General features: G+C 61.0%; 21 protein-coding genes. 12 read left to right on the top strand and 9 right to left on the bottom strand.

Annotated elements, in window-relative coordinates; all coding sequences use genetic code 11:
• Positions 1-95: 95 nt before the first annotated feature.
• The 4 genes from GKN89_RS12235 to GKN89_RS12220 all read right to left on the bottom strand — a co-directional run bounded on the left by GKN89_RS12235 (position 96) and on the right by GKN89_RS12220 (position 6,533).
• Entirely contained in the window at positions 96-1,490 is a 1,395-nt protein-coding gene (locus GKN89_RS12235; protein WP_025159648.1) for an amino acid permease, read from the bottom strand.
• A 102-nt stretch (positions 1,491-1,592) separates the two neighbouring features.
• Positions 1,593-3,128 carry a histidine ammonia-lyase gene (hutH, locus tag GKN89_RS12230; RefSeq protein WP_154747095.1) on the bottom strand — a complete coding sequence of 512 codons (1,536 nt, stop codon included), beginning with the start codon at positions 3,126-3,128 and terminating at the stop codon, positions 1,593-1,595.
• Complete coding sequence (hutU, locus tag GKN89_RS12225) at positions 3,125-4,816, bottom strand: urocanate hydratase (RefSeq protein WP_025159649.1); 1,692 nt, start codon at positions 4,814-4,816, stop codon at positions 3,125-3,127. Before hutU ends, hutH begins: the two co-directional genes overlap by 4 nt.
• A gap of 376 nt (positions 4,817-5,192) precedes the next feature.
• Positions 5,193-6,533: an aromatic acid/H+ symport family MFS transporter gene (locus GKN89_RS12220; RefSeq protein WP_019455103.1), complete on the bottom strand. Its 1,341-nt coding sequence runs from the start codon at positions 6,531-6,533 to the stop codon at positions 5,193-5,195.
• Between the two features lie 323 nt (positions 6,534-6,856).
• Here GKN89_RS12220 and queE point away from each other — a divergent pair, with 323 nt between their 5' ends.
• Positions 6,857-7,528 (top strand): 7-carboxy-7-deazaguanine synthase QueE, encoded by a 672-nt coding sequence (queE, locus tag GKN89_RS12215; protein WP_154747094.1) that lies wholly within the window; start codon positions 6,857-6,859, stop codon positions 7,526-7,528.
• A gap of 30 nt (positions 7,529-7,558) precedes the next feature.
• Here the strand turns inward: queE and queD are convergent, their stop codons facing one another.
• A complete protein-coding gene (gene queD / locus GKN89_RS12210) occupies positions 7,559-7,918 on the bottom strand; it encodes a 6-carboxytetrahydropterin synthase QueD (RefSeq protein ID WP_004932638.1) in 360 nt (119 codons plus the stop codon).
• A gap of 436 nt (positions 7,919-8,354) precedes the next feature.
• Here queD and cysJ point away from each other — a divergent pair, with 436 nt between their 5' ends.
• The 3 genes from cysJ to GKN89_RS12195 all read left to right on the top strand — a co-directional run bounded on the left by cysJ (position 8,355) and on the right by GKN89_RS12195 (position 12,668).
• A complete protein-coding gene (gene cysJ / locus GKN89_RS12205; protein ID WP_154747093.1) occupies positions 8,355-10,157 on the top strand; it encodes an NADPH-dependent assimilatory sulfite reductase flavoprotein subunit in 1,803 nt (600 codons plus the stop codon).
• Positions 10,157-11,872, top strand: a complete 1,716-nt coding sequence (gene cysI / locus GKN89_RS12200; protein WP_063918179.1) for an assimilatory sulfite reductase (NADPH) hemoprotein subunit — start codon at positions 10,157-10,159, stop codon at positions 11,870-11,872. Before cysJ ends, cysI begins: the two co-directional genes overlap by 1 nt.
• Positions 11,873-11,933: 61 nt before the next feature.
• Positions 11,934-12,668: a phosphoadenylyl-sulfate reductase gene (locus GKN89_RS12195; protein ID WP_154747092.1), complete on the top strand. Its 735-nt coding sequence runs from the start codon at positions 11,934-11,936 to the stop codon at positions 12,666-12,668.
• Between the two features lie 56 nt (positions 12,669-12,724).
• Here the strand turns inward: GKN89_RS12195 and GKN89_RS12190 are convergent, their stop codons facing one another.
• Entirely contained in the window at positions 12,725-13,801 is a 1,077-nt protein-coding gene (locus GKN89_RS12190; RefSeq protein ID WP_154747091.1) for an aminopeptidase, read from the bottom strand.
• Positions 13,802-14,061: 260 nt separating this feature from the next.
• On the opposite strand from GKN89_RS12190, the gene cysG reads away from it, so the two are divergent.
• The 5 genes from cysG (at position 14,062) to GKN89_RS12165 (ending at position 18,901) form a co-directional block, all read left to right on the top strand.
• On the top strand, positions 14,062-15,492 hold the full coding sequence (gene cysG / locus GKN89_RS12185) for a siroheme synthase CysG (RefSeq protein WP_015376683.1): 1,431 nt from the start codon (positions 14,062-14,064) through the stop codon (positions 15,490-15,492).
• 22 nt (positions 15,493-15,514) lie between these two features.
• Positions 15,515-16,423 (top strand): sulfate adenylyltransferase subunit CysD, encoded by a 909-nt coding sequence (gene cysD, locus GKN89_RS12180; RefSeq protein ID WP_004932620.1) that lies wholly within the window; start codon positions 15,515-15,517, stop codon positions 16,421-16,423.
• 11 nt (positions 16,424-16,434) lie between these two features.
• A complete protein-coding gene (gene cysN / locus GKN89_RS12175) occupies positions 16,435-17,862 on the top strand; it encodes a sulfate adenylyltransferase subunit CysN (protein ID WP_019455109.1) in 1,428 nt (475 codons plus the stop codon).
• Positions 17,801-18,490, top strand: a complete 690-nt coding sequence (gene cysC, locus GKN89_RS12170; protein WP_080062264.1) for an adenylyl-sulfate kinase — start codon at positions 17,801-17,803, stop codon at positions 18,488-18,490. The genes cysN and cysC overlap by 62 nt, the downstream gene beginning before the upstream one ends.
• An 84-nt stretch (positions 18,491-18,574) precedes the next feature.
• On the top strand, positions 18,575-18,901 hold the full coding sequence (locus tag GKN89_RS12165) for a DUF3561 family protein (RefSeq protein ID WP_033637158.1): 327 nt from the start codon (positions 18,575-18,577) through the stop codon (positions 18,899-18,901).
• Positions 18,902-18,953: 52 nt separating this feature from the next.
• Here the strand turns inward: GKN89_RS12165 and GKN89_RS12160 are convergent, their stop codons facing one another.
• The 3 genes from GKN89_RS12160 to GKN89_RS12150 form a co-directional block, all read right to left on the bottom strand.
• Positions 18,954-19,676 carry an amino acid ABC transporter ATP-binding protein gene (locus GKN89_RS12160; RefSeq protein WP_370520200.1) on the bottom strand — a complete coding sequence of 241 codons (723 nt, stop codon included), beginning with the start codon at positions 19,674-19,676 and terminating at the stop codon, positions 18,954-18,956.
• Positions 19,660-20,379 (bottom strand): amino acid ABC transporter permease, encoded by a 720-nt coding sequence (locus tag GKN89_RS12155; protein WP_154747222.1) that lies wholly within the window; start codon positions 20,377-20,379, stop codon positions 19,660-19,662. The genes GKN89_RS12160 and GKN89_RS12155 overlap by 17 nt, the downstream gene beginning before the upstream one ends.
• A gap of 114 nt (positions 20,380-20,493) precedes the next feature.
• Positions 20,494-21,264: a basic amino acid ABC transporter substrate-binding protein gene (locus GKN89_RS12150; protein ID WP_019455113.1), complete on the bottom strand. Its 771-nt coding sequence runs from the start codon at positions 21,262-21,264 to the stop codon at positions 20,494-20,496.
• 403 nt (positions 21,265-21,667) lie between these two features.
• Between GKN89_RS12150 and ftsB the strand changes: the two genes are divergently transcribed.
• The 3 genes from ftsB to ispF are packed head-to-tail and all read left to right on the top strand — an operon-like array spanning position 21,668 to position 23,183.
• Positions 21,668-21,988, top strand: a complete 321-nt coding sequence (ftsB, locus tag GKN89_RS12145) for a cell division protein FtsB (RefSeq protein WP_016929043.1) — start codon at positions 21,668-21,670, stop codon at positions 21,986-21,988.
• Positions 21,989-21,991: 3 nt separating this feature from the next.
• The gene (ispD, locus tag GKN89_RS12140) at positions 21,992-22,699 is read left to right on the top strand and encodes a 2-C-methyl-D-erythritol 4-phosphate cytidylyltransferase (protein ID WP_019455114.1); all 708 of its coding nucleotides are present in this window, start codon (positions 21,992-21,994) and stop codon (positions 22,697-22,699) included.
• A 10-nt stretch (positions 22,700-22,709) separates the two neighbouring features.
• Positions 22,710-23,183 (top strand): 2-C-methyl-D-erythritol 2,4-cyclodiphosphate synthase, encoded by a 474-nt coding sequence (ispF, locus tag GKN89_RS12135; protein ID WP_004932594.1) that lies wholly within the window; start codon positions 22,710-22,712, stop codon positions 23,181-23,183.
• Positions 23,184-23,187: the final 4 nt, after the last annotated feature.

The following is a 23,187-nucleotide window of genomic DNA, read 5'->3' as shown; positions in this document are numbered from 1 at the left end:
TAAAAACCCGCTGCGGCGGGTTTTTTTATGGCCGGCGTTCGGCCAAAAGCGTGTAATAAAAAACCCGCCGCAGCGGGTTTTACCTTCAGCGAACGCTACATCTGCTGCGTTGCCGCAGTGACCGGCGAGCCACCGCCTTTCTTGCGCACCCACAGCCAGTAAGCCACGGTGAGGAGGGCTATCCATACCAGCCCGACGTACAGCGCGATGCGGCTCTCTTCGAAGTAGCCGAGCAGGCCGATGACGAACGCCATAAAGGCGGTCGCCAATGCCGGCGCTACCGGCCACCACGGTACCGGGAAGCTTAACTGACGAGCTTCTTCCGGCGACAGCGTGCGGCGCATGACGATCTGCGACAGCAGGATCATCAGCCATACCCAGACGGTGGCGAAGGTGGCGATCGAGGCGATGATCATGAAGACTTTCTCTGGAATCAGATAGTTGAGCACTACCGCCAGCAGCAGAGCGACCGACATCACCAGCACCGTCATCCACGGCACGCCGCTGGCGGTCAGTTTGGTGAAGCTGCGCGGCGCCTGGCCGTCCTGCGCCATGCCGTACATCATGCGGCCGGCGCCGAAGATGTCGCTGTTGATGGCCGAGATGGCGGCGGTGATCACCACCACGTTCAGCACGTTGGCGGCGGAGCTGATGCCGAGGTTGCTGAAGATCTCAACGAACGGGCTGCCGTTCTGGCCGATGCTGTTCCACGGGTAGATCGCCATCAGCACCGTCAGCGTCAGCACGTAGAACAACAGAATGCGCACCGGCACGGCGTTAATCGCTTTCGGCAGCACTTTGGCGGGGTCTTTCGCCTCGCTGGCGGTGATGCCGATGATCTCGATGCCGCCGAAGGCGAACATCACTACCGCCAGCGACGCGACCACGCCGCCGATGCCGTTAGGCATAAAGCCGCCGTGTTGCCACAGGTTGCTGATGCCGGTGGCGTGCTGGGTCTGTCCGAAACCGAACAACATCACCGCCGCGCCGCCGACGATCATCGCCACGATGGCGGCGACCTTGACCAGCGACAGCCAGAATTCCATTTCACCGAAGACCTTGACGCTGCACAGGTTGAGCGCGCCGATAAACAGGATGATGCTGAGTACCCAGACCCACTGAGCGACGTCCGGGAACCACAGCCCCATATAGATGCCGAAGGCGGTGACGTCCGCCAGGGCGACGATCACCATTTCAAAGGTGTAGGTCCAGCCGGTGAGGAACCCGGCCAGCGGGCCGAGGTAGTGGCTGGCGTAGTGGCCGAACGAGCCGGAGACCGGTTGGTGCACCGCCATTTCACCCAGCGCGCGCATCACCATGAACACCGCCGCGCCGCCCACCAGGTAGGCCAGCAGCACGGCCGGACCGGCCAGCTGAATGGCGCCGGCGGAGCCATAGAACAGACCGGTGCCGATCGCCGAGCCGAGAGCCATGAAACGGATATGCCGCGCGTTTAGTCCGCGTCTGAGTTGTGTTGTTTCGTTACGCATGTTGCTTCCCGTTAAGTGTTTGCCGAACAGGCACGCGCTGCCCGCGCCGGGTGGAACGCACCCGGCGGGGCAGAACAAACTGCGTGATTCAGTGTGTGATGATTATGCCTGGCTAGGCAGCAGCGCCGCAGGCAGCAGCGATGTCAGGTGACCGGCCGCCAAGAGTTGGCTGGCGGCTTCAATGTCGGGGGCGAAGAAACGATCCTTGTCATAGAAACTGACATGCTCGCGCAGCAGACGGCGCGCCTGCTCCAGACCTTCCGAGGTCTTCAGGCCGTTGCGGAAATCCAGGCCCTGGCAGGCGGCCAGCCATTCGACCGCCAGAATGCCGCGTACGTTGTCCGCCATGCTCCACAGGCGGCGGCCGGCGGCCGGTGCCATGGAGACGTGGTCTTCCTGGTTGGCGGAGGTTGGGATGCTGTCGACGCTCGATGGATGTGCCAACGCTTTGTTTTCGCTGGCCAGCGCCGCGGCGGTGACCTGGGCGATCATGAAGCCGGAATTCACGCCGCCGTTCTCCACCAGGAACGGTGGCAGCTGCGACATGTGTTTGTCCATCATCAGCGAGATGCGGCGTTCGGACAGCGAGCCGATTTCGGCAAACGCCAGCGCCAGGTTATCGGCGGCCATCGCCACCGGTTCGGCGTGGAAGTTGCCGCCGGACAGCACGTCGCCCTGTTCGGCGAACACCAGCGGGTTATCGGAGACGGCGTTGGCTTCGATCTCCAGCACCTCGGCGGCCTGGCGGATCTGCGTCAGGCAGGCGCCCATCACCTGTGGCTGGCAGCGCAGGGAGTAAGGATCCTGCACTTTTTCACAGTTGCGGTGCGAGTCGGAAACTTCGCTGCGCGCGCCGAGCAGGTGGCGATAGGCGAGGGCGGCGTCGATCTGGCCGCGCTGGCCGCGCACCTCGTGGATACGCGCGTCAAACGGGCTGCGGGAGCCCAGCGCCGCTTCCACCGTCAGGCTGCCCGCCACGGTCGCGGCGGCGAACAGGTCTTCCGCATCGAACAGGCCGCGCAGCGCGAAGGCGGCGGAGACCTGGGTACCGTTCAGCAGCGCCAGGCCTTCTTTCGCCGCCAGCGTCAGTGGTTTCAGGCCGGCTTTGGCCAGTGCTTCGGTCGCCGGCAGCCATTGGCCCTGATGGCGCGCCTGGCCTTCACCCAGCAGCACCAGGCTCATGTGTGCCAATGGCGCCAGGTCGCCGGAAGCGCCGACCGAGCCTTTCAATGGGATATGCGGATAAACTTCGGCGTTGACCAGCGCGATCAGCGCCTGGATGACTTCCAGACGAATGCCGGAGAAGCCGCGCGACAGGCTGTTGATCTTCAGCACCATGATCAGGCGCACCAGATTGTCGTCGGTCGGCTCGCCCACGCCGGCGGCGTGTGACAGCACGATCGAACGCTGCAGGTTTTCCAGATCGTCGCGGGCGATGCGCGTCGAAGCCAGTAGGCCAAATCCGGTGTTGATGCCGTAAGTAGTGCGGTTTTCTTCAACGATGCGCTCTACGCAGGCCACGCTCTGCTGGATAGGGGCATAGGCGTTGTCGTCCAGCGTCAGCGTCAGCGGATGTTGGTAGACGTCGCGTAGCTGGGCCAGCGTCAGTTTGCCTGGGCGAATAGTCAGCGCTTTCATGCTTTTTCTCCTTGGGTAGCGGCAACCATCGGCAGGTTCAGGCCTTGCTCGCGGGCGCAGTCGATAGCGATATCGTAACCGGCGTCGGCGTGACGCATGACCCCGGTAGCCGGGTCGTTGTGCAGAACGCGGGCGATGCGCTCGGCGGCCTCATCGGTGCCGTCGCAGACGATCACCATACCGGAGTGTTGGGAGAAGCCCATGCCGACGCCGCCGCCGTGGTGCAGGGAAACCCAGGTGGCGCCGCTGGCGGTGTTCAGCAGGGCGTTCAGCAGCGGCCAGTCGGAAACTGCGTCGGAGCCGTCTTTCATCGCTTCGGTTTCACGGTTCGGGCTGGAAACGGAGCCGGAATCCAGGTGGTCGCGGCCGATGACGATCGGGGCGGACAGTTCGCCGCGGCGCACCATCTCGTTGAACGCCAGGCCCAGTTTGGCGCGCTGGCCGAGGCCAACCCAGCAAATGCGCGCCGGCAGGCCCTGGAAGCTGATGCGCTCGCGCGCCATGTCCAGCCAGCGGTGCAGGTGTTCGTCATCCGGGATCAGCTCTTTCACCATGGCGTCGGTTTTGTAGATGTCCTGTGGATCGCCGGACAGCGCCGCCCAGCGGAACGGCCCGATGCCGCGGCAGAACAGCGGACGGATGTAGGCCGGCACGAAGCCCGGGAAGTCGAAGGCGTTGTCGACGCCGGTTTCTTTTGCCATCTGGCGAATGTTGTTGCCGTAGTCGAATGTCGGCACGCCCATCTGCTGGAAGGCCAGCATGGCTTTGACGTGATCGGCCATCGACTGTTTGGCGGCGGCGACCACTTTAGCCGGCTCGGTCTGGGCGCGCTGGCGATACTCTTCCCAGCTCCAACCCTTCGGCAGGTAGCCGTTCAGCGGGTCGTGGGCGCTGGTCTGGTCGGTGACCATGTCCGGGCGCACGCCGCGGCGCACCAACTCCGGCAGGATTTCCGCCGCGTTGCCGCACAGGGCGATGGAGATGGCTTTGCCTTCTGAGGTGTATTTTTTGATGCGGGCCAGCGCGTCGTCCAGATCTTTGGCCTGCTCATCGACATAGCGGGTTTTCAGACGGAAATCGATGCGGCTCTGCTGACATTCGATGTTCAGCGAGCAGGCGCCCGCCAGCGTGGCGGCCAGCGGCTGCGCGCCGCCCATGCCGCCCAGACCGGCGGTCAGCACCCAACGGCCCTGCAGGCTGCCGTCGTAGTGCTGGCGGCCCGCTTCGACGAAGGTTTCGTAGGTGCCCTGAACGATGCCCTGGCTGCCGATGTAGATCCAGCTACCGGCGGTCATCTGGCCGTACATGGCCAGGCCTTTGGCATCCAGTTCGTTGAAGTGTTCCCAGGTCGCCCAGTGTGGCACCAGGTTGGAGTTGGCGATCAGCACGCGCGGCGCGTTGCTGTGGGTTTTGAATACGCCGACCGGCTTGCCGGACTGCACCAGCAGGGTTTCGTCTTCTTCCAGCGTTTTCAGGGTTTCGACGATCTTGTCGTAGCAATCCCAGTCGCGCGCGGCGCGGCCGATGCCGCCGTACACCACCAGCTCGTGTGGGTTCTCCGCAACTTCAGGATCGAGGTTGTTCATCAGCATGCGTAACGGCGCTTCGGTCAGCCAGCTTTTTGCGTTTAATTGTGTGCCGCGTGGCGCGCGTACATCGACATTGCGAACTTTGTTATTTGTAGTCACAGCATTTTCCTCAAACAGTATCGGTGCAGATTCCATGCCGCGGTGGGGATGAGAACCACGGCATAACAATGCGTAGGGCTTATTAACATATACTTGTATGTACAAGCATATGCAACACTGACCAGTTGCCGCTGAAAAGTGGCATAAGAAAAAGTTATTTTCTTTTTATATCAGGTTGATATGCGTTTTTTTATCGCCGGCCTCATGTGCACAAGGCCGGAGAAAAGTGAGCTATTCGGCAAAAATGAATTAAAAATGACTCATTTTTGGGCGGCTAGTCACAATATTTTTACAGACTGATTACAGTTGGCGGCGGAGGATAAACAACCCCTATCACCGCAGGAAAAAAAGCCCTCCATGAGCGGGCTGGCAAGGATCAGGCGGCCGGTTGCAGCGTCGGTTTGCGGCTCATCTTGCATACCGTCGCGATGGCGGCGATCAGCGCCGGCACGCACAGGAACATCAGGATGCTCTGCACTTCCCATTGCATGGCCAGCAGTTGAGCCCCCATCATGGTGCCGGCGACGCCGCCGAAGCGGCCGATGCCCTGCATCCAGGCGATGCCGGTGGCGCGGCTGTGGGTGGGGTAGAAGGTGGCCGCCAGCGTTTGCAGGCCGGACTGCGCGCCGTTCATGGTGACGCCCATCAGGAAGATGAAGGCGCCAAGCAGCACGATCTGCTTGTCTTCGGTGGCCATCGCCACGATCAGCAGGGCGGTGACGACAAAGCCGCTCGAGACCACCTTATGCGCATTCCAGCGATCCATCAGCCAGCCGGCCACCAGAATGCCCAGCGTGCCGCCGAAGGTGAACAGCGAGGTGAGCATCGCCGATTGCTCCAGCTGATAGCCCAAACCCTGCATCAGGATCGGCATCCAGCTCAGCAACACGTAGTAGATCACCAGCCCCATGAAGTAGGTCACCCACAGCATCAGCGTGCCGAGCAGGTAAGGGCGACTGAACAGCAGGCCGATGCTGGTCTTGGTCTGCGCCAGCTTCTCTTCGTACAGGTAAAAACGCGTCACGCCGTCGAGGCTCTGGCTGACGAAACGCTGCGCGATGCGTTTGATCTTCGCCGCTTCCTGTCCACGGTTAACCATATACTTGACCGATTCCGGCAGCAGCAGGATCAGCAACACCGTCAGCGCCAGCGGCGCGATGGCGCCGAGCAGCAATACGCTGTGCCAGCCGTAGTTCGGGATCAGCCACGACGAAATGGCGCCGCCGCCGGCCGCGCCCAGCGGAAAGCCGCAGTACATGGTGTTGATCGCCAGCGAACGGCAGCGCTGCGGCGCGTATTCGGAGATCAGCGTGATGGCGTTGGGCATCGCCGCTCCCAGCCCGAGGCCGGTGAGGAAACGCCACAGCGTCAGGCTATTGAGCGAACCGGCGTAGGCGGTGGCCAGGCTCGACAGGCCGAAGAACAGGCAGGAAAACACCAGCACGCGCTTGCGGCCGATGCGGTCGGAAATCGGCCCGGCGATCAGCGCGCCGAGCGATAGCCCCAGCAGCGCGGCGCTCAGCACCGGCCCCAGGTCCTGTTTCACGATGCCCCAGTCTTTGGCGACCGACGGCGCGATATAGCCCATGGCGGCGGTATCAAAACCGTCGATGGCGAGGATCAGGAACCCGAGAATGATCAGTGTCCAGTGAAACAGCGAAAACTTGCTGTCGTCGATGGCCTGTTGAATGTTTAACTCGCTGGTGGAATGAGTCATGGCACCCTCTAAACGCAGATGTAGTCGTGATGGAACGTGGCCGGAACTGTCGCCCGGCTTGTGTTTGCTTGTATATACATCTGCGCGTCGGCGCTTTATGTCAAATATAATTATCTTATTTGTTAACTGCGTGTTGTTTTCTGTGGAGCAGCTTGCACCGCCGATGAAATGCCGAAGGCCGGTTAACAAATTAAATGAACGCCATTAGCGGTGAGATATGCTGACGGCGGCGCCGAGGATAAAATTTAATACATTTTTGGCCGTTTGGTCGCCGGGCCGGAATCTGCGATAATCGCTTTTTACTTTTCCAGATTGAGAAACCGATGCAGTACCCGATCAATGAGATGTTCCAAACCTTGCAGGGCGAAGGCTTTTTCACCGGCGTGCCGGCCATTTTCATCCGCCTGCAGGGCTGCCCGGTAGGGTGCAGCTGGTGCGACACCAAACATACCTGGGAAAAGGAAGCCCATCGGGAAGTAGACCTGCAACGGATCCTGGTCAAAACAGAAGAGAGCGACGCCTGGGGCAACGCCACCGCCGAACGGCTGTTGGCGGTAATGCGCCAGCAGGGCTACACCGCGCGCCATGTCGTGATCACCGGCGGTGAACCCTGTATCTACGATCTGACGCCGCTGACCGAGCTGTTCGAACAGCATGGCTACAGCTGCCAAATTGAGACCAGCGGCACCCACGAAATCCGTTGTTCCGCCAACACCTGGGTGACGGTTTCGCCGAAGGTGAACATGCGCGGCGGCATGAAGGTATTGGATCAGGCGCTGCGGCGCGCCGACGAGGTGAAACATCCGGTGGCGCGTGAGCGCGACATCGATGCGCTGGATGCGCTGCTGGCGACGTTGCAGGACGACAAGACCCGCATTATCGCGCTGCAGCCGATCAGCCAAAAAGAAGAGGCGACCCGCCTGTGCATCGAAACCTGCATCGCGCGCAACTGGCGGCTGTCGATGCAGACCCACAAGTATCTGAACATCGCCTAAAATCAGGGCGCCATTGCGGCGCCCTTTCTTTTAACCTTTATATACGCATCCCGCAGTACAGGTCTCTTTCACCATCACCGCCGTCAATTCCGGCAGCTGGGGCTTGAGCTGCTGCCAAATCCAGGCGGCGAGCACTTCGCTGGTGGGATTTTCCAATCCTGGAATATCGTTCAGATAATGGTGATCCAGCCGTTCCCAGATCGGGGAAAACACAGCCTTGAGCTCGGCGAAATCCATCACCCAACCGGTGTGGGGATCCACTTCACCGGTCACTTCCAGACGCACCATAAACGAATGCCCATGCAGACGGCCGCATTTATGGCCCTCCGGCACGTGCGGCAAACGGTGTGCGGCTTCAAACTGAAAATCTTTAAACAGCGTGGTTGCCATTATTACGGCCTCATTGACTCAAAAACCGCCGCATAGTACCGGAAAGCGCGTCTGCTTGCCATTTATACCGTTATGGTCTACCGCCACGGCCAACGCGCCCGGTTAACACTTTTTTTGTTTGGTGTTTGCGGCACCTATCGGCTGGGGTTATGAGCCGAAATGTTGAACGGTGAAAAAATGATGAAAAAAAGTGCTTTATTTTCATCTGGATAAAAAACTTTGTTTAACGGTTTAAGCGTTATCCCTTACCGGAAAAACAGCTTAGTCATTTTGGTTATGATTTATTGCTATCCCTTATTTAATCGTTGCTATTCTGCTCGGTAACCTTACAAACTCTCCTGATCTTTTCCGCACACCCGACGCAGCGAAGAGACAGCGACTGACACTGGCGCGCGCCTGGCAGCAAAGGCGCTAAGTATAGGAAATAAGTACAGCAATGACGACTCAGGCTCCTCCAACATCTTTGCTCCCGCTGACGCCCGAACAGCTGGCGCGCCTGCAGGCGACGATCGGCGATTATTCGCCGACGCAGCTGGCGTGGCTGTCCGGCTATTTTTGGGGAATGGTCAATCAACAGCCCGGAGCCGTGGGCATTGCGCCTGTCGCCCCAGCGGCGGCTGCCGGCATCACCATCATTTCCGCATCGCAGACCGGCAATGCGCGCCGCCTGGCGGAGCAGCTGCGAGACGATCTTTTGGCCGCCAATCTGAGCGCCACGTTGGTCAGCGCCGGCGACTACAAATTCAAACAGATAGCGCAAGAGCGCCTGCTGGTGATCGTCGCCTCCACGCAGGGGGAGGGCGAACCGGCGGAAGAAGCGGTGGCGCTGCATAAATTCCTGTTCTCGAAGAAGGCGCCGAAGCTGAATGATACCGCTTTTGCGGTGTTCGGGCTGGGCGACACCTCTTATGAGAATTTCTGTCAGTCTGGTAAAGATTTCGACGGCAAACTGGCCGAACTGGGCGCCGAGCGCCTGGTGGAGCGTGTGGACGCCGACGTGGAGTACCAGGAGCTGGCCGCCGCCTGGCGCAAACAGGTGGTGTCGGTGCTGAAGGCGCGCGCGCCGGCGGAAAGCGCCGCGCCGGGCGTGTTGGCCAGCGGCGCGGTCGATCTGATCGACAGCAGCCCGTACAGCAAGGAACAGCCGCTCACCGCCCAACTGGCGGTCAATCAGAAAATTACCGGCCGCGCGTCGGATAAAGACGTGCGCCATATCGAGATCGATCTGGGCGACTCCGGCCTGCGCTATCAGCCGGGCGATGCGCTCGGCGTATGGTTCGACAACGATCCGGCGCTGGTGGACGAACTGGTGCAGCTGTTGTGGCTGAAAGGCGACGAGCCGGTCGAGGTGGAAGGGCAAACCCTGCCGCTGGCGCAGGCGCTGCGCAGCCATTTCGAACTGACGCAGAACACCACGCCGATCGTCGATAAATACGCCGCGCTGTCGCGCGATGAAACGCTGATCGGCCTGTTGGCGGATAAAGCCGCGCTGCAGCACTATGCGCACAACACGCCGATCGTCGACATGGTGCGTCAGGCGCCGGCGGACCTGAGCGCCGAACAGCTGGTCGGTCTGCTGCGCCCGCTGACGCCGCGCCTGTACTCCATCGCCTCTTCACAGGCGGAGAACGAAAGCGAAGTGCACATCACCGTGGGCGTGGTGCGTTACGACATCGACGGGCGCGCCCGCAGCGGCGGCGCCTCCGGCTTCCTGGCGGATCGCCTGGAGGAAGACGGCGACGTGCGGGTGTTTATCGAACATAACGATAACTTCCGCCTGCCGGCCAACCCGGAAACGCCGGTGATCATGATCGGCCCGGGCACCGGCATCGCGCCGTTCCGCGCCTTTATGCAGCAGCGCGATGCCGACGGCGCCGGCGGCAAAAACTGGCTGTTCTTCGGCAACCCGCACTTTACCGAAGATTTCCTGTATCAGGTCGAATGGCAGCGCTACGTGAAAGACGGCCTGCTGACCCGCATCGATCTGGCCTGGTCCCGCGACCAACAACATAAAATATACGTACAAGACAAACTGCGCGAACAGGGCGCGGAAGTGTGGCGCTGGATTCAGGAAGGCGCGCACATTTACGTCTGCGGCGATGCCAATCGCATGGCAAAAGACGTGGAAAACACATTACTGGAACTGGTGGCCGAGCACGGTGGCATGGATACCGAGCAGGCGGATGAATTTTTAAGTGAGCTGCGCCTTGAGCGCCGTTATCAGCGAGATGTTTACTGATGAGTGATAAACACCCCGGGCCTTTGGTAGTCGAAGGCAAACTGGCCGATGCGGAGCGCATGAAGAAGGAGAGCAACTTCTTGCGCGGCACCATCGCCGAAGATTTGAACGACGGCCTGACCGGCGGCTTCAACGGCGACAACTTCCTGTTGATCCGTTTTCACGGTATGTACCAGCAGGATGACCGCGACATTCGCGCCGAACGCGCCGAGCAGAAGCTGGAGCCGCGCCACGCCATGATGCTGCGCTGCCGCCTGCCGGGCGGCGTCATCAGTCCGCAGCAGTGGCTGGGCATCGACAAGTTCGCGCAGGAAAGCACGCTGTACGGCAGCATTCGCATCACCAACCGCCAGACGTTCCAGTTTCACGGCATTCTGAAAGGCAACGTCAAACCGGTGCACCAACTGCTGAACCGTCTGGGGCTGGACGCGCTGGCGACTGCCAACGACGTGAACCGCAACGTGCTGTGCACCTCCAACCCGGTGGAGTCCGAGCTGCATCAGGAAGCCTACGAGTGGGCGAAGAAGATCTCCGAACACCTGCTGCCACGCACCCGCGCCTACGCAGAAGTGTGGCTGGATCAGGAGAAGGTGGCCACCACCGACGAAGAGCCGATTTTGGGATCGACCTACCTGCCGCGTAAATTCAAAACCACGGTGGTGATCCCACCGCAAAATGACGTCGATCTGCACGCCAACGACATGAACTTCGTGGCGATCGCCGAAAACGGCAAGCTGGTGGGCTTCAACCTGCTGGTGGGCGGCGGGTTGTCCATCGAGCACGGCAACAAGAAAACCTACGCGCGTCAGGCCAGCGAGTTCGGCTACATTCCGCTCGAGCATACGCTGGCGGTGGCGGAAGCGGTGGTGACCACGCAGCGCGACTGGGGCAATCGTACCGATCGCAAGAACGCCAAGACCAAATACACGCTGGAGCGCGTCGGGGTGGACGTTTTCCGCGCCGAAGTGGAAAAGCGCGCCGGCATCACCTTTGCACCGATCCGGCCGTATGAATTCACCGGCCGCGGCGATCGCATCGGTTGGGTGAAGGGCATCGACGATCAGTGGCACCTGACGCTGTTTATCGAGAACGGTCGCCTGCTGGACTATCCGGGGCGCCCGCTGAAGACCGGTATGGCGGAGATCGCCAAGATCCATAAAGGCGACTTCCGTCTGACGGCGAACCAAAACGTGATCATCGCCGGCGTGCCGGAAAGCGAGAAGGCGAAGATCGAAGCCCTGGCGCGCGAACATGGCCTGATCGACGACCAGATCAGCGAGCAACGCAAAAACTCGATGGCCTGCGTGTCTTTCCCGACCTGCCCGCTGGCGATGGCGGAGGCCGAGCGCTTCCTGCCGCAATTTGTCACCAAGGTGGAAGGGATCATGCATCGGCACGGGGTGGGCGACGAGCATATCGTGCTGCGCATCACCGGCTGCCCGAACGGCTGCGGCCGCGCGCTGCTGGCGGAGCTGGGGCTGGTGGGCAAGGCGGTCGGCCGCTATAACCTCCATTTGGGTGGCAACCGCGAAGGCACGCGTATTCCGCGCATGTACCGCGAGAACATCAACGAAGACGAGATCCTGAGCGAGATTGACCTGTTGGTGGGGCGCTGGGCGAAGGAGCGCAACGCCGGCGAAGGCTTCGGCGACTTCACCGTTCGCGCGGGCATCGTCAAACCGGTGCTGGATCCGGCGCGGGATTTCTGGGAGTGAGGCCGGGCGGCCTCTGGGCAGAGGGGCCGCACAGGCAATTTCAAGTAGCAGGAGAGACAACATGGCTGAATTCGATCTGGCGGCGCTGAACGCGCTGCCCAAATCCGGGCAGGCGCTGGCATTGGCGGTGGTCAACGGCCAACTGGAGACCCTCAGCGCCGAACAGCGCGTTGCATGGGCGCTGGAGCATCTGCCCGGCGAGTTCGTACTCTCGTCCAGTTTCGGCATTCAGGCGGCAGTATGTCTGCACCTGGTGACGCGCATCCGGCCGGATATCCCGGTGATCCTGACCGACACCGGTTACCTGTTCCCGGAAACCTATCGCTTTATCGATCAACTGACCGACCAGCTGAAGCTGAATCTGCAGGTGTTCCGCGCCGAACAGTCTCCCGCCTGGCAAGAGGCGCGCTACGGCAAGCTGTGGGAACAGGGCGTGGAAGGGATTGAAAAGTACAACCAGATCAACAAGGTTGAGCCGATGAATCGCGCGCTGGAGACGCTGGGCGCGCAGAGCTGGTTCGCCGGCCTGCGGCGCGAACAGTCCGACAGCCGCGCCAATCTGCCGGTGCTGGCGGTGCAGCGCGGGGTGTTCAAGATCCTGCCGATCATCGACTGGGACAACCGCAAGATTTACCAGTATTTGACCGAACACGGGCTGAGCTATCACCCGCTGTGGGAGCAGGGCTACCTGTCGGTAGGCGATACCCACACCACCCAGAAGTGGGAGCCGGGCATGAGCGAGGAAGAGACGCGTTTCTTCGGGCTGAAGCGCGAGTGCGGTCTGCACGAAGGCTAAACGAGGCGAATCACACGACAGGGCTCAGCAATGCTGGGCCCTGTTTTTTTTGCGGGCTACTTTTTCTTTTTCGCTTTCGCTTTCGGCGGGTGCGCCTGCGCCAGCTCTTTGATCAGCGGCAGCAGGATCTGCACGCTGTCGCGGCTGCGTTTATCGATCCGCCCCGGCAGGTAGCGATCCAGATACTGCAGGTTGTCATACTGCGGGCGGTGCCAGGTGACGCCCTGCGGGAAGTGCGGGCTGACGGCGCGTTGCTGGTAACCGTCCTTGTCGCCCAGCGACCAGTTGGTGGCTTCCACCGACAGCACCGGGATGCCCGCCGCATCGAATACCTCTTGATCGGAGCAGCAGCCGGTACCCTGCGGATGCTGTGCATTGCCAGGGTTGGTGGCGGCGGCGATGCCGTAGCGGTGGGCGATATCCAGCGCGCGATCGCGGGAGCGCTTCGCCATCTGCGGCGGCGTGTTGCGCCCGGCGTTGAAGTACAGGCGATCGCCGGTGATCAGACTGTCGAGGTTGATCACCAGTACGGTGTTGCTTTTCTCTTCCGCGCTCATGCGCTGCAGGTAGTTCTGCGCCCCCAGCGAACCGATCTCTTCGGCGCTGGTGGCGACGAAGCGCAGGCCGTAGGCGGTGGGGATGTTCTTCAGGCGTTCCGCCAGTTCCAGCATCACGCCGATGCCGGAGGCGTTGTCGTCGACGCCCTGCAGCGTCAAGCCGCCGAGATTGTTATCCAGATCTTCGTCGCTCTGCGGCGTATAGGTGTCGAAGTGGGCGACGATCACTATCTGTTTCGGGCTGTCGCCGTTGCGGGCGGCGATCACCGAGCTGGCGGTGACGTTGTTCCAGTTCTTCTTGCCGTCTTTGCTGGTGTAGAGATAGCGCGTATTGACGCTGCGAATATCGCTTTGGTAGCCCATCTTGCTGAACTGCTGCTTCAGGTAGTCGGCGGTGAGCAATTCGGCCGGGCTGCCCGCCATGCGGCCGGGGAAGTAAGTGGCGATGTGGCGGGTCTGTTCGGCGGCGAAACGGCCCATTGGCGCGTCTTTTGCGGGCTGTGCGGCACACACGCTGAAGACGCCGCCGAGTGCGAGGGCCAGCAGGCTGGTCTTCAGGTAAAAACGGGAAAACATACCGAAAAATCCTTCTTTGCTATCGGCGCTGCCGATCATTTTTCTGCGGCACCCAGTATGAGACGCCGGGCGGCATTACACAATTTCCCTGTCTCTTAATTTCGCGCGAACGCGCAAAGCATCGCCTCGATTATCACCGTTTGCCTCCTGCGCTGCGGCCTATATTCCATAAAGGAACTAATCATTCCTTTTCGTCATTTCAGAGGCTAAATCTCAGCCCGTATAGTCACACTATCTTTCTGTTATATGAAAAGGCTGTTGTGGACTATCTACCAATATTCGCCGACCTGAAACAACGTCCGGTGCTGGTCGTTGGCGGTGGTGACGTGGCTGCGCGCAAAGTCGATCTGCTTCAGCGCGCCGGGGCTGAAATACGGATAGTTGCGCAGTCACTCTCACCGGAACTGGAACAACAACGTCAGCTGGGGCGGGTGCTCTGGCTGGGGGAAAGCTTTGATCCGCAGCAGTTGGACGACGTGTTTCTGGCGATCGCCGCCACGGACGACAACGCGCTGAACGCCGCGGTGTTCGCCGAGGCGGATAAGCGCCGGGTGTTGGCCAACGTGGTGGACGATCAGCCGCGCTGCTCGTTCATCTTCCCGTCGATCATCGATCGCTCGCCGCTGGTGGTGGCGGTGTCGTCCAGCGGCCAGGCGCCGGTGCTGGCGCGCCTGCTGCGCGAAAAGCTGGAGGCGTTATTGCCCGCCAGTTTGGGGCAGATGGCGCAGGTGGCGGGCCGCTGGCGCGGCCAGGTTAAACAGCGGTTGGCTTCAATTGGCGAACGTCGCCGTTTCTGGGAGAAAACGTTCGGCGGCCGTTTCGCCACGCTGGTGGCCAACGGCCAGACGGCGCAGGCGGAACGGCAGCTGGAGCAGGATTTACACCACTTCGCCGCAGGCGATGAAGGCGCACAGGGCGAGATCGCCCTGGTGGGCGCCGGGCCGGGCGACGTGGGGCTGTTGACCCTGCGCGGGCTGCAGGTGATGCAGCAGGCGGACGTGGTGCTGTATGACCATCTGGTCAGCGGCGAGATCCTCGATCTGGTGCGGCGCGACGCCGAGCGCATCTGCGTGGGCAAGCGCGCCGGCGCGCACTCGGTGATCCAGGAAGAGACCAACCGGCTGCTGGTGGAGCTGGCGCAGCAGGGCAAACGGGTGGTGCGCCTCAAGGGCGGCGATCCGTTCATCTTTGGCCGCGGCGGCGAAGAGCTGCAGGTGGCCGCCGCCGCCGGCATTCCGTTCCAGGTGGTGCCTGGCGTCACGGCCGCCGCGGGCGCGACCGCCTACGCCGGCATTCCGCTGACGCATCGCGATCACGCGCAGAGCGTGACCTTTATCACCGGCCACTGCCGCCCCGACGGCGATGGCCTGGACTGGGCCGATCTGGCCCGGGCGCGGCAAACGCTGGCTATCTACATGGGCACCATGAAGGCGGCGGACATCAGCCAACGCCTGATCGCCCATGGCCGCGACGCTGCGACGCCGGTGGCGGTGATCAGCCGCGGCACGCGCGCCGATCAGCAGGTGCAGATCGGCACGCTGGATCAATTGGAACTCCTGGCCCAACGGGCGCCGTTGCCGGCGCTGTTGGTGATCGGCGAGGTGGTGGAACTGCACCATCAAATCGCCTGGTTCGGGCATCAATCGCAGACGGAAGGGGCCGCGCGCCCGGCCGTCGTGAATTTGGCATAGGCAAGGCTTTTAAGGACCTGTTATGGACGAAAAACGACTCACTCATTTGCGGCAATTGGAGGCGGAGAGTATCCATATCATCCGTGAAGTCGCCGCTGAATTCGCTAACCCGGTGATGCTGTACTCCATCGGTAAAGACTCTTCCGTGATGCTGCATCTGGCGCGCAAGGCGTTCTTCCCCGGCACGCTGCCGTTCCCGCTGCTGCACGTCGATACCGGCTGGAAATTCCGCGAAATGTACGAATTCCGCGATCGCACCGCGAAGGAGTACGGTTTCGAGCTGTTGGTGCACAAAAACCCGGAAGGGGTGGCGATGGGCATCAACCCGTTCGTGCACGGCAGCGCCAAGCATACCGACATCATGAAGACCGAGGGCCTGAAGCAGGCGTTGAACAAGTACGGTTTCGACGCCGCCTTTGGCGGCGCGCGGCGCGACGAGGAGAAATCGCGTGCCAAAGAGCGCATCTATTCGTTCCGCGATCGCTTCCACCGCTGGGATCCGAAAAATCAGCGGCCGGAGCTGTGGCACAACTATAACGGCCAGATCAACAAAGGGGAGAGCATCCGCGTCTTCCCGCTGTCGAACTGGACCGAGCTGGATATCTGGCAGTACATCTTCCTAGAAAAGATCGACATCGTGCCGCTGTACCTGGCGAAACCACGCCCGGTGGTGGAGCGTGACGGCATGCTGATGATGGTGGACGACGATCGTATCGATCTGCAGCCGGGGGAAGTGATCAGCCAGCGCATGGTGCGTTTCCGCACCCTGGGTTGCTGGCCGCTGACCGGCGCGGTGGATTCGCAGGCGCAAACCCTGCCGGAGATCATCGAAGAGATGCTGGTCTCCACCACCAGTGAACGCCAGGGGCGGATGATCGACCGCGATCAGTCCGGCTCGATGGAGCTGAAAAAGCGTCAAGGGTATTTCTAAGGAGCCGCCGGATGAACAACGCAATTGCACAACAAATCGCTGACCAGGGCGGCGTCGAATCCTATCTGCACGCGCAGCAGCACAAGAGCCTGCTGCGCTTTCTGACCTGCGGCAGCGTCGACGACGGCAAAAGCACCCTGATCGGCCGCCTGCTGCACGATACCCGCCAGATCTACGAGGATCAGCTGTCGACGCTGCACAGCGACAGCAAACGCATCGGTACTCAGGGCGAGAAACTCGATCTGGCGCTGCTGGTGGACGGCCTGCAGGCCGAACGCGAGCAGGGCATTACCATAGATGTGGCCTATCGCTATTTCTCGACCGAAAAGCGTAAATTTATCATCGCCGATACCCCGGGACACGAGCAGTACACCCGCAACATGGCCACCGGTGCCTCCACCTGCGATCTGGCGATCCTGCTGATCGACGCGCGCAAAGGGGTACTGGATCAGACTCGCCGCCACAGCTTTATCGCAACCCTGCTGGGCATTCGCCATCTGGTGGTCGCGGTAAACAAAATGGATCTGGTGGATTATCAGGAAGCGGTGTTCGAACAGTTCAAACAGGATTACCTGACCTTCGCCCAGCAGCTGCCGGGCGATCTGGATATCAAATTCGTGCCGCTGTCGGCGCTGGACGGCGACAACGTGGCGAGCGAAAGCGCCCATATGCCGTGGTACAGCGGCCCGACGTTGTTGGAAGTGCTCGAGAGCGTCGACGTGGTCAGCGAGCGTGAAAACCAGCCGCTGCGCTTCCCGGTGCAGTACGTCAATCGCCCGAACCTCGATTTTCGCGGCTATGCCGGCACTCTGTCCGCCGGCGTGGTGCGGGTGGGGCAACGGGTCAAGGTGCTGCCTTCCGGCGTGGAGTCCAGCGTGGCGCGCATCGTGACCTTCGACGGCGATCTGCAAGAGGCGGTGCCGGGCGAGGCGATTACGCTGGTGCTGAAGGATGAGGTGGACATCAGCCGCGGCGATCTGCTGGTCGATGCCGGCGAAAGCCTGCAGGCGGCGCAGAGCGCGCTGGTGGACGTGGTGTGGATGGCCGAACAGCCGCTGGTGCCGGGCCAGAGCTACGACATCAAGATCGCCGGCAAAAAGACCCGCGCTCGCGTGGAGAGCATCCGCCATCAGGTGGAGATCAATACGCTGGCGCAGCACCCGGCTGACACCCTGCCGCTCAACGGTATCGGGTTGGTTGAGCTGACCTTCGACGAACCGCTGGTGCTGGACAGCTACCAGAGCAACCACGACACCGGCGGGCTGATCTTCATCGATCGCATGAGCAACGTTACGGTCGGTGCCGGTCTGGTGCGTGAAACGCTGCAGGCCGCCTCGGCGGCGCGCGGCGAGTTCAGCGCCTTCGAGCTGGAGCTGAATGCGCTGGTGCGCAAACACTTCCCGCACTGGGGTGCGCGCGATCTGCTCGGTGGCCAGTAAGGTGGCCGTGGAACTGAGGGCGAGCGGGCCGGACGATGAGAACGTGGTTTGGCATCCGCATGCGGTGACGCGTGCGGATCGCGAAGCGCGCAACGGCCACCGCGGCGTGGTGTTGTGGTTTACCGGGCTGTCCGGCTCGGGCAAATCCACCGTCGCCGGCGCGCTGGAGCAGGCGTTGCACGGTCTCGGTGTCAGCACCTATCTGCTGGACGGCGATAACGTGCGGCACGGCCTGTGTCGCGATCTCGGCTTCTCCGACGAGGATCGGCGCGAGAACATTCGCCGGGTGGGGGAGGTGGCCAAACTGATGGTGGACGCCGGGCTGGTGGTGCTGACCGCGTTCATTTCGCCGCATCGCGCCGAGCGGCAGATGGTGCGCGAGATGCTCGGCGAGGAGCGCTTTATCGAGGTGTTCGTCGACACGCCGTTGGCGATCTGCGAGGCGCGCGATCCGAAGGGATTGTATAAGAAAGCGCGCGCCGGCGAGCTGCGCAATTTCACCGGCATCGACGCGGTTTACGAGGCGCCGCAACAGCCGGAAATTCACCTCGATGGCCAACAATTGGTAACAAATTTGATTGCGCAATTGTTAGACGTGTTGCGTGGTCAGGCTATTATCAAACCCTGAATTCAAAAAAAGCGTGTGGCGTTTTTCGCCATGCGCTTTTTACTCTAAGCCGCCGCAGAGCGAGCCGAATAACCAGGGATCACTATGCAAAATGTCACGCCTATCTTGATCGACTCCAAGCAGTCAAAACAGGAGAGAGAGGAGCCGTCTTATTCTTTCCTGGGCGGCGTCAGCGGCTTTGTTTTCTACTGGCTGGCATTCGCGTTGCCGTTTCTGGTTTACGGTTCCAACACGCTGTTTTTCCTGCTCTATACCTGGCCGTTCTTCCTGGCGCTGATGCCGCTGTCAGTGCTGATCGGCATCACCCTCAGCATGCTGTTGCGCGGCCGTCTGATCCTGACGTTGCTGCTGACCGGCACGATCGTGCTGTGCCTGTTCTGGCTGGTGTTCAGCTTCCTGACCGGGTGGTGAGAGAGCGGGCGCCGATGCCGGCGCCCGAAGGATTGCAAAGCCGTGCCGAAGGTTACAAAACTTTGCTCAGAAACGCCTGAGTGCGCGGATTGGCCGGCTGGCTGAAGATCTGCTGCGGCGCACCCTCCTCCTGAATGATCCCCTGATCGATAAACAGCACCCGGTCGGCCACCTCGCGGGCAAAGCCCATCTCATGCGTCACCACCACCATGGTCATGCCCTCGTGGGCCAGTGATTTCATCACCGCCAACACTTCGCCCACCAGCTCAGGATCGAGCGCGGAGGTCGGTTCGTCGAACAGCATGATCTTCGGCTCCATCGCCAGCGCGCGGGCGATCGCTACCCGCTGCTGCTGGCCGCCGGACAGGCTGTTGGGGTAGGCGTCGATCTTGTCGAGCAGGCCGACCTTGAGCAGCAGCTGTTCTGCTTGCTCGATGGCTTCGGCGCGCGGCTGTTTCTTCACGCTCATTGGCGCCATGATGATATTTTCCAACACCGTCATGTGCGGGAACAGGTTGAAACGTTGGAATACCATGCCCACGCTTTCCCGCATCTTGTTCAGGTCGGTTTTCTGATCGTGGACGGCGAAGCCGTTGACCTCGATCTCGCCGCCGGAGAGCGTCTCCAGCGCATTGATGCAGCGCAGGAAGGTGCTTTTGCCCGAGCCAGAAGGGCCGATGACGCACACCACTTCGTTGGCGGCGATCTGGCAGGAAATGCCGCGCAGCACGTGGCTTTCGCCGAACTGTTTTTGCAGATTATGTACGCGAATCACTTTTACCGAACCTCTTTTCCATGTGTTGCACCAGCAGCGAGAGCAGGAAGGTGATGACCCAATAGACCAGCGAAATGGTCAGATAGGGCTCCCAGTAGGTGGCGTAGGCGCCGGAGACGGTGCGGGCTGCATAGGCCAGATCCGCCAGGCCGATGGCGGAGGCCAGCGACGAATCCTTGACGATGGCGATGGCGTTGTTGCCCAGCGGCGGCAACATGCGGCGGAAAGCCTGCGGCAGGATCACCTGGCGCATGGTCTTGCCATAGCTCATGCCCAGCGAACGCGAGGCCTCCATCTGGCCGCGGTCGACCGACTGGATCCCGGCGCGAAAGATCTCCGAGACATAAGCGCCGGCATTGAGCGTGATCGCCACCACGCAGGAGAGAAATGCGCCGTAGTCGGCGCGCAGCGCACGGGCGAAATCGACGCTCATCAGGCCGCTGGTGACCAGCAGGCCGTCGCGCGGATTGATGAACAACGGCACCAGCGCAAAGTGCACCACCATGATCTGCACAAACAGCGGCGTGCCGCGAAAGGCGCTGATGTAGATGCGCACCGGCCACTGAACGCCGTAACGCAGGATGGGTTTCCAGATGCCGTGCGGCGCCTGCGCCAGGCGGCCCAGCCCGAGGATCAATCCCCAGGTGGTGCCCAGCAGCACGCAGATAATGGTGCATTTGATGGTCATCCAGGCGCCTTCCATAAACAGCGGCGCGTATTCCTGGATGATCTCCCAGCGGAAGTTCAAGGGGTATTCCTTCTTGGTAGGCTGAAACGGTGGTGCGCCGGCGGCCTGGTGGGCGCCGGTGACAGGGGATTATTCCGCCGGCAGCGTCGGTACGTTGCTGTCGAACCAGGTTTGGTAGATCTTGGCGTAGGTGCCGTCGGCAACGATCTTCTTCAGGCCGGCGTTGATCTTGTTGCGTAGCTCATCGTTGCCCTTGGCGACGGCGATGCCGAAATACTGACGCTCGAACTTGGCGTCGGGCACCAGCTTGAAGGCTTTCTCCGGGTGAGTTTTGATATAGAACTTGGCCACGCCGACGTCGCCGACCGCCGCGCCGATGCCGTCTTCATACAGCTCCTGCAGCATCAGCGGGGTATTGTCGAAGCGTTTGATGGCGGTGCTGTTCTTACCCAGCACGTCGGACACCACGATGTCGCCGGTGCTGGAGTTCACTACGCCGACCTTCAGCGCTTTCAGCGCGGCGATGGAGTCCACCTTCGAGTCTTGCGGCACGACGATGGCCTGTTCCGCCGGGAAGTAAGGCGCGGAGAAATCAACCATCTGCTTGCGCTTATCGGTGATGGTGATGCCGGAAATGATGATATCGCGATCGCCGGAGTTCAGCGTGGCGAAGATGCCTTCCCACGGCGTATTGATCAGTTTGATCTGGAAGCCCTCGGCCTTGGCTACCGCTTTGATGATGTCGATATCGAAACCTTCCAGCTGCTTTTGACTGTTTTCAAATTCGAACGGCCGATAGGTGCCGCCGGAGCCGACGACGTAGGTAGGTTCAGCCGCCAACGCGGCGGTGGAGAAGGTGGCGGCCAGGCAGGCGCCGATCAGAACTAAACGTTTTAACATCGCGATCCCCGATAATGAAAGGTTATATATTGGAATTATTTATGCACTATGAGTGCATAAAAATAAGCTTATGTGAATGAAAGTGCAACCGCTGCATGATGATTATTATTTCTATGGTGTTAAATATTCACTTTTAGCCCGGTAACGGCGAAAGCGATGAGGCACAGGGCGGCGGTATAGTGATTCTTGCTGCATAATGGGAAAAAGACAGTGTGCGCCTTACCGGAAAACACGTCGCGCACGCCGGGCAAAAGGGGCTTTTTTTGCCGCTTTGGCAGCGGAATTAGGCTATAAACTCGAGAACCCTTCATCCGTATTCTGAATTTGGCGTTGAAATGCCGCTCTCAGTGTGGAGTCCAACGAGAAGTTGTGGGATGATTGGTCGGTTTTTCAGGGGGCGGAGATGGGAAAACTTACGCTGCTATTGCTGGCATTGCTCGGTTGGTTACAGTATTCACTGTGGCTGGGCAAAAATGGTATTCACGATTACGTGCGGGTCAATGAAGACGTTGCGGTCCAACAGGGCAACAACGCTAAGTTGAAAGCGCGTAACGATCAGCTGTTTGCCGAAATCGATGATTTGAACGGCGGTCAGGAAGCGATCGAAGAGCGAGCGCGTAATGAACTGGGCATGATCAAGCCCGGTGAGACTTTCTATCGTCTGGTTCCTGACCAATCCAGACGCAACGCGGCGTCTTCCTCGCAAAATAACGCACAAAAATAACGCATGAATCACTCCGCAGGCACCTTTCCCTCGGTGATTGCCGTCCTGCCCGCTGCCGGTATCGGCAGCCGCATGCAGGCGGAATGCCCGAAGCAATATTTAACCATCGGCCGGCACAGCATCGTCGAACACGCCATCCACGCCCTGTTGCGCCACCCGCGCATTGAGCGGGTGATCGTGGCGATCGGCCCGGAAGATCGTCAGTTCGAACGGTTGCCGATCGCCCAGGATCCGCGGGTGATCGTCACCGAGGGTGGCAAACAGCGCGCCGATTCGGTGATGGCCGGGCTGAAGCTGGCGGGCGATGCGGACTGGGTGCTGGTGCACGACGCCGCGCGCCCCTGCCTGCACGCCGACGATCTTGAACGCCTGCTGGCGATCACCGCGCACAGTAAGGTCGGCGGCATACTCGCCGCGCCGGTGCGTGACACCATGAAGCGCGCCGAACCCGGCCGCGAAACCATCGCCCATACCGTCGAACGGCAGGATCTGTGGCACGCGCTGACGCCGCAGCTGTTTCCGCTGCCGCTGCTCAAACAGTGCCTGCAACGCGCGCTGGATGAAGGCGCGAACGTCACCGACGAAGCCTCGGCGCTGGAGCATTGCGGTTATCATCCGCTGCTGGTCGCCGGGCGGGCGGACAATATTAAAGTAACGCGGCCGGAAGATTTGGCGCTGGCGGCGTTCTATTTGACCCAGTTAGACAATTAAGGAGCGCACCATGCGTATCGGTCACGGTTTTGACGTACATAAATTCGGCGGCGAAGGCCCGTTGGTGATCGGTGGCGTTCGCATCCCTTACGACAAAGGTTTGCTGGCCCATTCCGACGGCGATGTTGCGCTGCACGCCGCAACCGACGCCTTGTTGGGCGCGGCGGCGCTGGGCGATATCGGCAAGCTGTTCCCCGATACCGATCCGGCGTTCAAAGGTGCCGACAGCCGCGAGCTGCTGCGCGAAGCCTGGAAACGCATTCGCGCCAAAGGGTACCGCCTTGGCAACCTCGATATCACCATCATCGCCCAGGCGCCGAAAATGGCGCCGCACATCCCGCAGATGCGCGTGTTCCTGGCGGAAGATCTGCAGTGCCATATGGATGACGTCAACGTGAAGGCCACGACGACCGAGCAGCTCGGCTTCACCGGGCGCGGCGAGGGCATCGCTTGCGAAGCGGTCGCCTTGCTGATCAAGGAATAACGGT

This window comes from Serratia sp. YC16, from assembly GCF_009707615.1.
Lineage (GTDB): Bacteria > Pseudomonadota > Gammaproteobacteria > Enterobacterales > Enterobacteriaceae > Serratia > Serratia surfactantfaciens.
Note: the sequence above shows the minus strand (reverse complement) of the source record. Positions and strands in the feature narration are given on the sequence as shown.

Excerpts from the sequence above, each read along its gene's own strand:
- GKN89_RS12235 (WP_025159648.1), bottom strand. The coding sequence starts at position 1,490 with ATGCGTAACGAAACAACACAACTCAGACGCGGACTAAACGCGCGGCAT.
- hutH (WP_154747095.1), bottom strand. The coding sequence starts at position 3,128 with ATGAAAGCGCTGACTATTCGCCCAGGCAAACTGACGCTGGCCCAGCTA.
- GKN89_RS12220 (WP_019455103.1), bottom strand. The coding sequence starts at position 6,533 with ATGACTCATTCCACCAGCGAGTTAAACATTCAACAGGCCATCGACGAC.
- queE (WP_154747094.1), top strand. The coding sequence starts at position 6,857 with ATGCAGTACCCGATCAATGAGATGTTCCAAACCTTGCAGGGCGAAGGC.
- queD (WP_004932638.1), bottom strand. The coding sequence starts at position 7,918 with ATGGCAACCACGCTGTTTAAAGATTTTCAGTTTGAAGCCGCACACCGT.
- cysJ (WP_154747093.1), top strand. The coding sequence starts at position 8,355 with ATGACGACTCAGGCTCCTCCAACATCTTTGCTCCCGCTGACGCCCGAA.
- cysI (WP_063918179.1), top strand. The coding sequence starts at position 10,157 with ATGAGTGATAAACACCCCGGGCCTTTGGTAGTCGAAGGCAAACTGGCC.
- GKN89_RS12195 (WP_154747092.1), top strand. The coding sequence starts at position 11,934 with ATGGCTGAATTCGATCTGGCGGCGCTGAACGCGCTGCCCAAATCCGGG.
- GKN89_RS12190 (WP_154747091.1), bottom strand. The coding sequence starts at position 13,801 with ATGTTTTCCCGTTTTTACCTGAAGACCAGCCTGCTGGCCCTCGCACTC.
- cysD (WP_004932620.1), top strand. The coding sequence starts at position 15,515 with ATGGACGAAAAACGACTCACTCATTTGCGGCAATTGGAGGCGGAGAGT.
- cysN (WP_019455109.1), top strand. The coding sequence starts at position 16,435 with ATGAACAACGCAATTGCACAACAAATCGCTGACCAGGGCGGCGTCGAA.
- cysC (WP_080062264.1), top strand. The coding sequence starts at position 17,801 with ATGCGCTGGTGCGCAAACACTTCCCGCACTGGGGTGCGCGCGATCTGC.
- GKN89_RS12165 (WP_033637158.1), top strand. The coding sequence starts at position 18,575 with ATGCAAAATGTCACGCCTATCTTGATCGACTCCAAGCAGTCAAAACAG.
- GKN89_RS12155 (WP_154747222.1), bottom strand. The coding sequence starts at position 20,379 with ATGGAAGGCGCCTGGATGACCATCAAATGCACCATTATCTGCGTGCTG.
- GKN89_RS12150 (WP_019455113.1), bottom strand. The coding sequence starts at position 21,264 with ATGTTAAAACGTTTAGTTCTGATCGGCGCCTGCCTGGCCGCCACCTTC.
- ftsB (WP_016929043.1), top strand. The coding sequence starts at position 21,668 with ATGGGAAAACTTACGCTGCTATTGCTGGCATTGCTCGGTTGGTTACAG.
- ispD (WP_019455114.1), top strand. The coding sequence starts at position 21,992 with ATGAATCACTCCGCAGGCACCTTTCCCTCGGTGATTGCCGTCCTGCCC.
- ispF (WP_004932594.1), top strand. The coding sequence starts at position 22,710 with ATGCGTATCGGTCACGGTTTTGACGTACATAAATTCGGCGGCGAAGGC.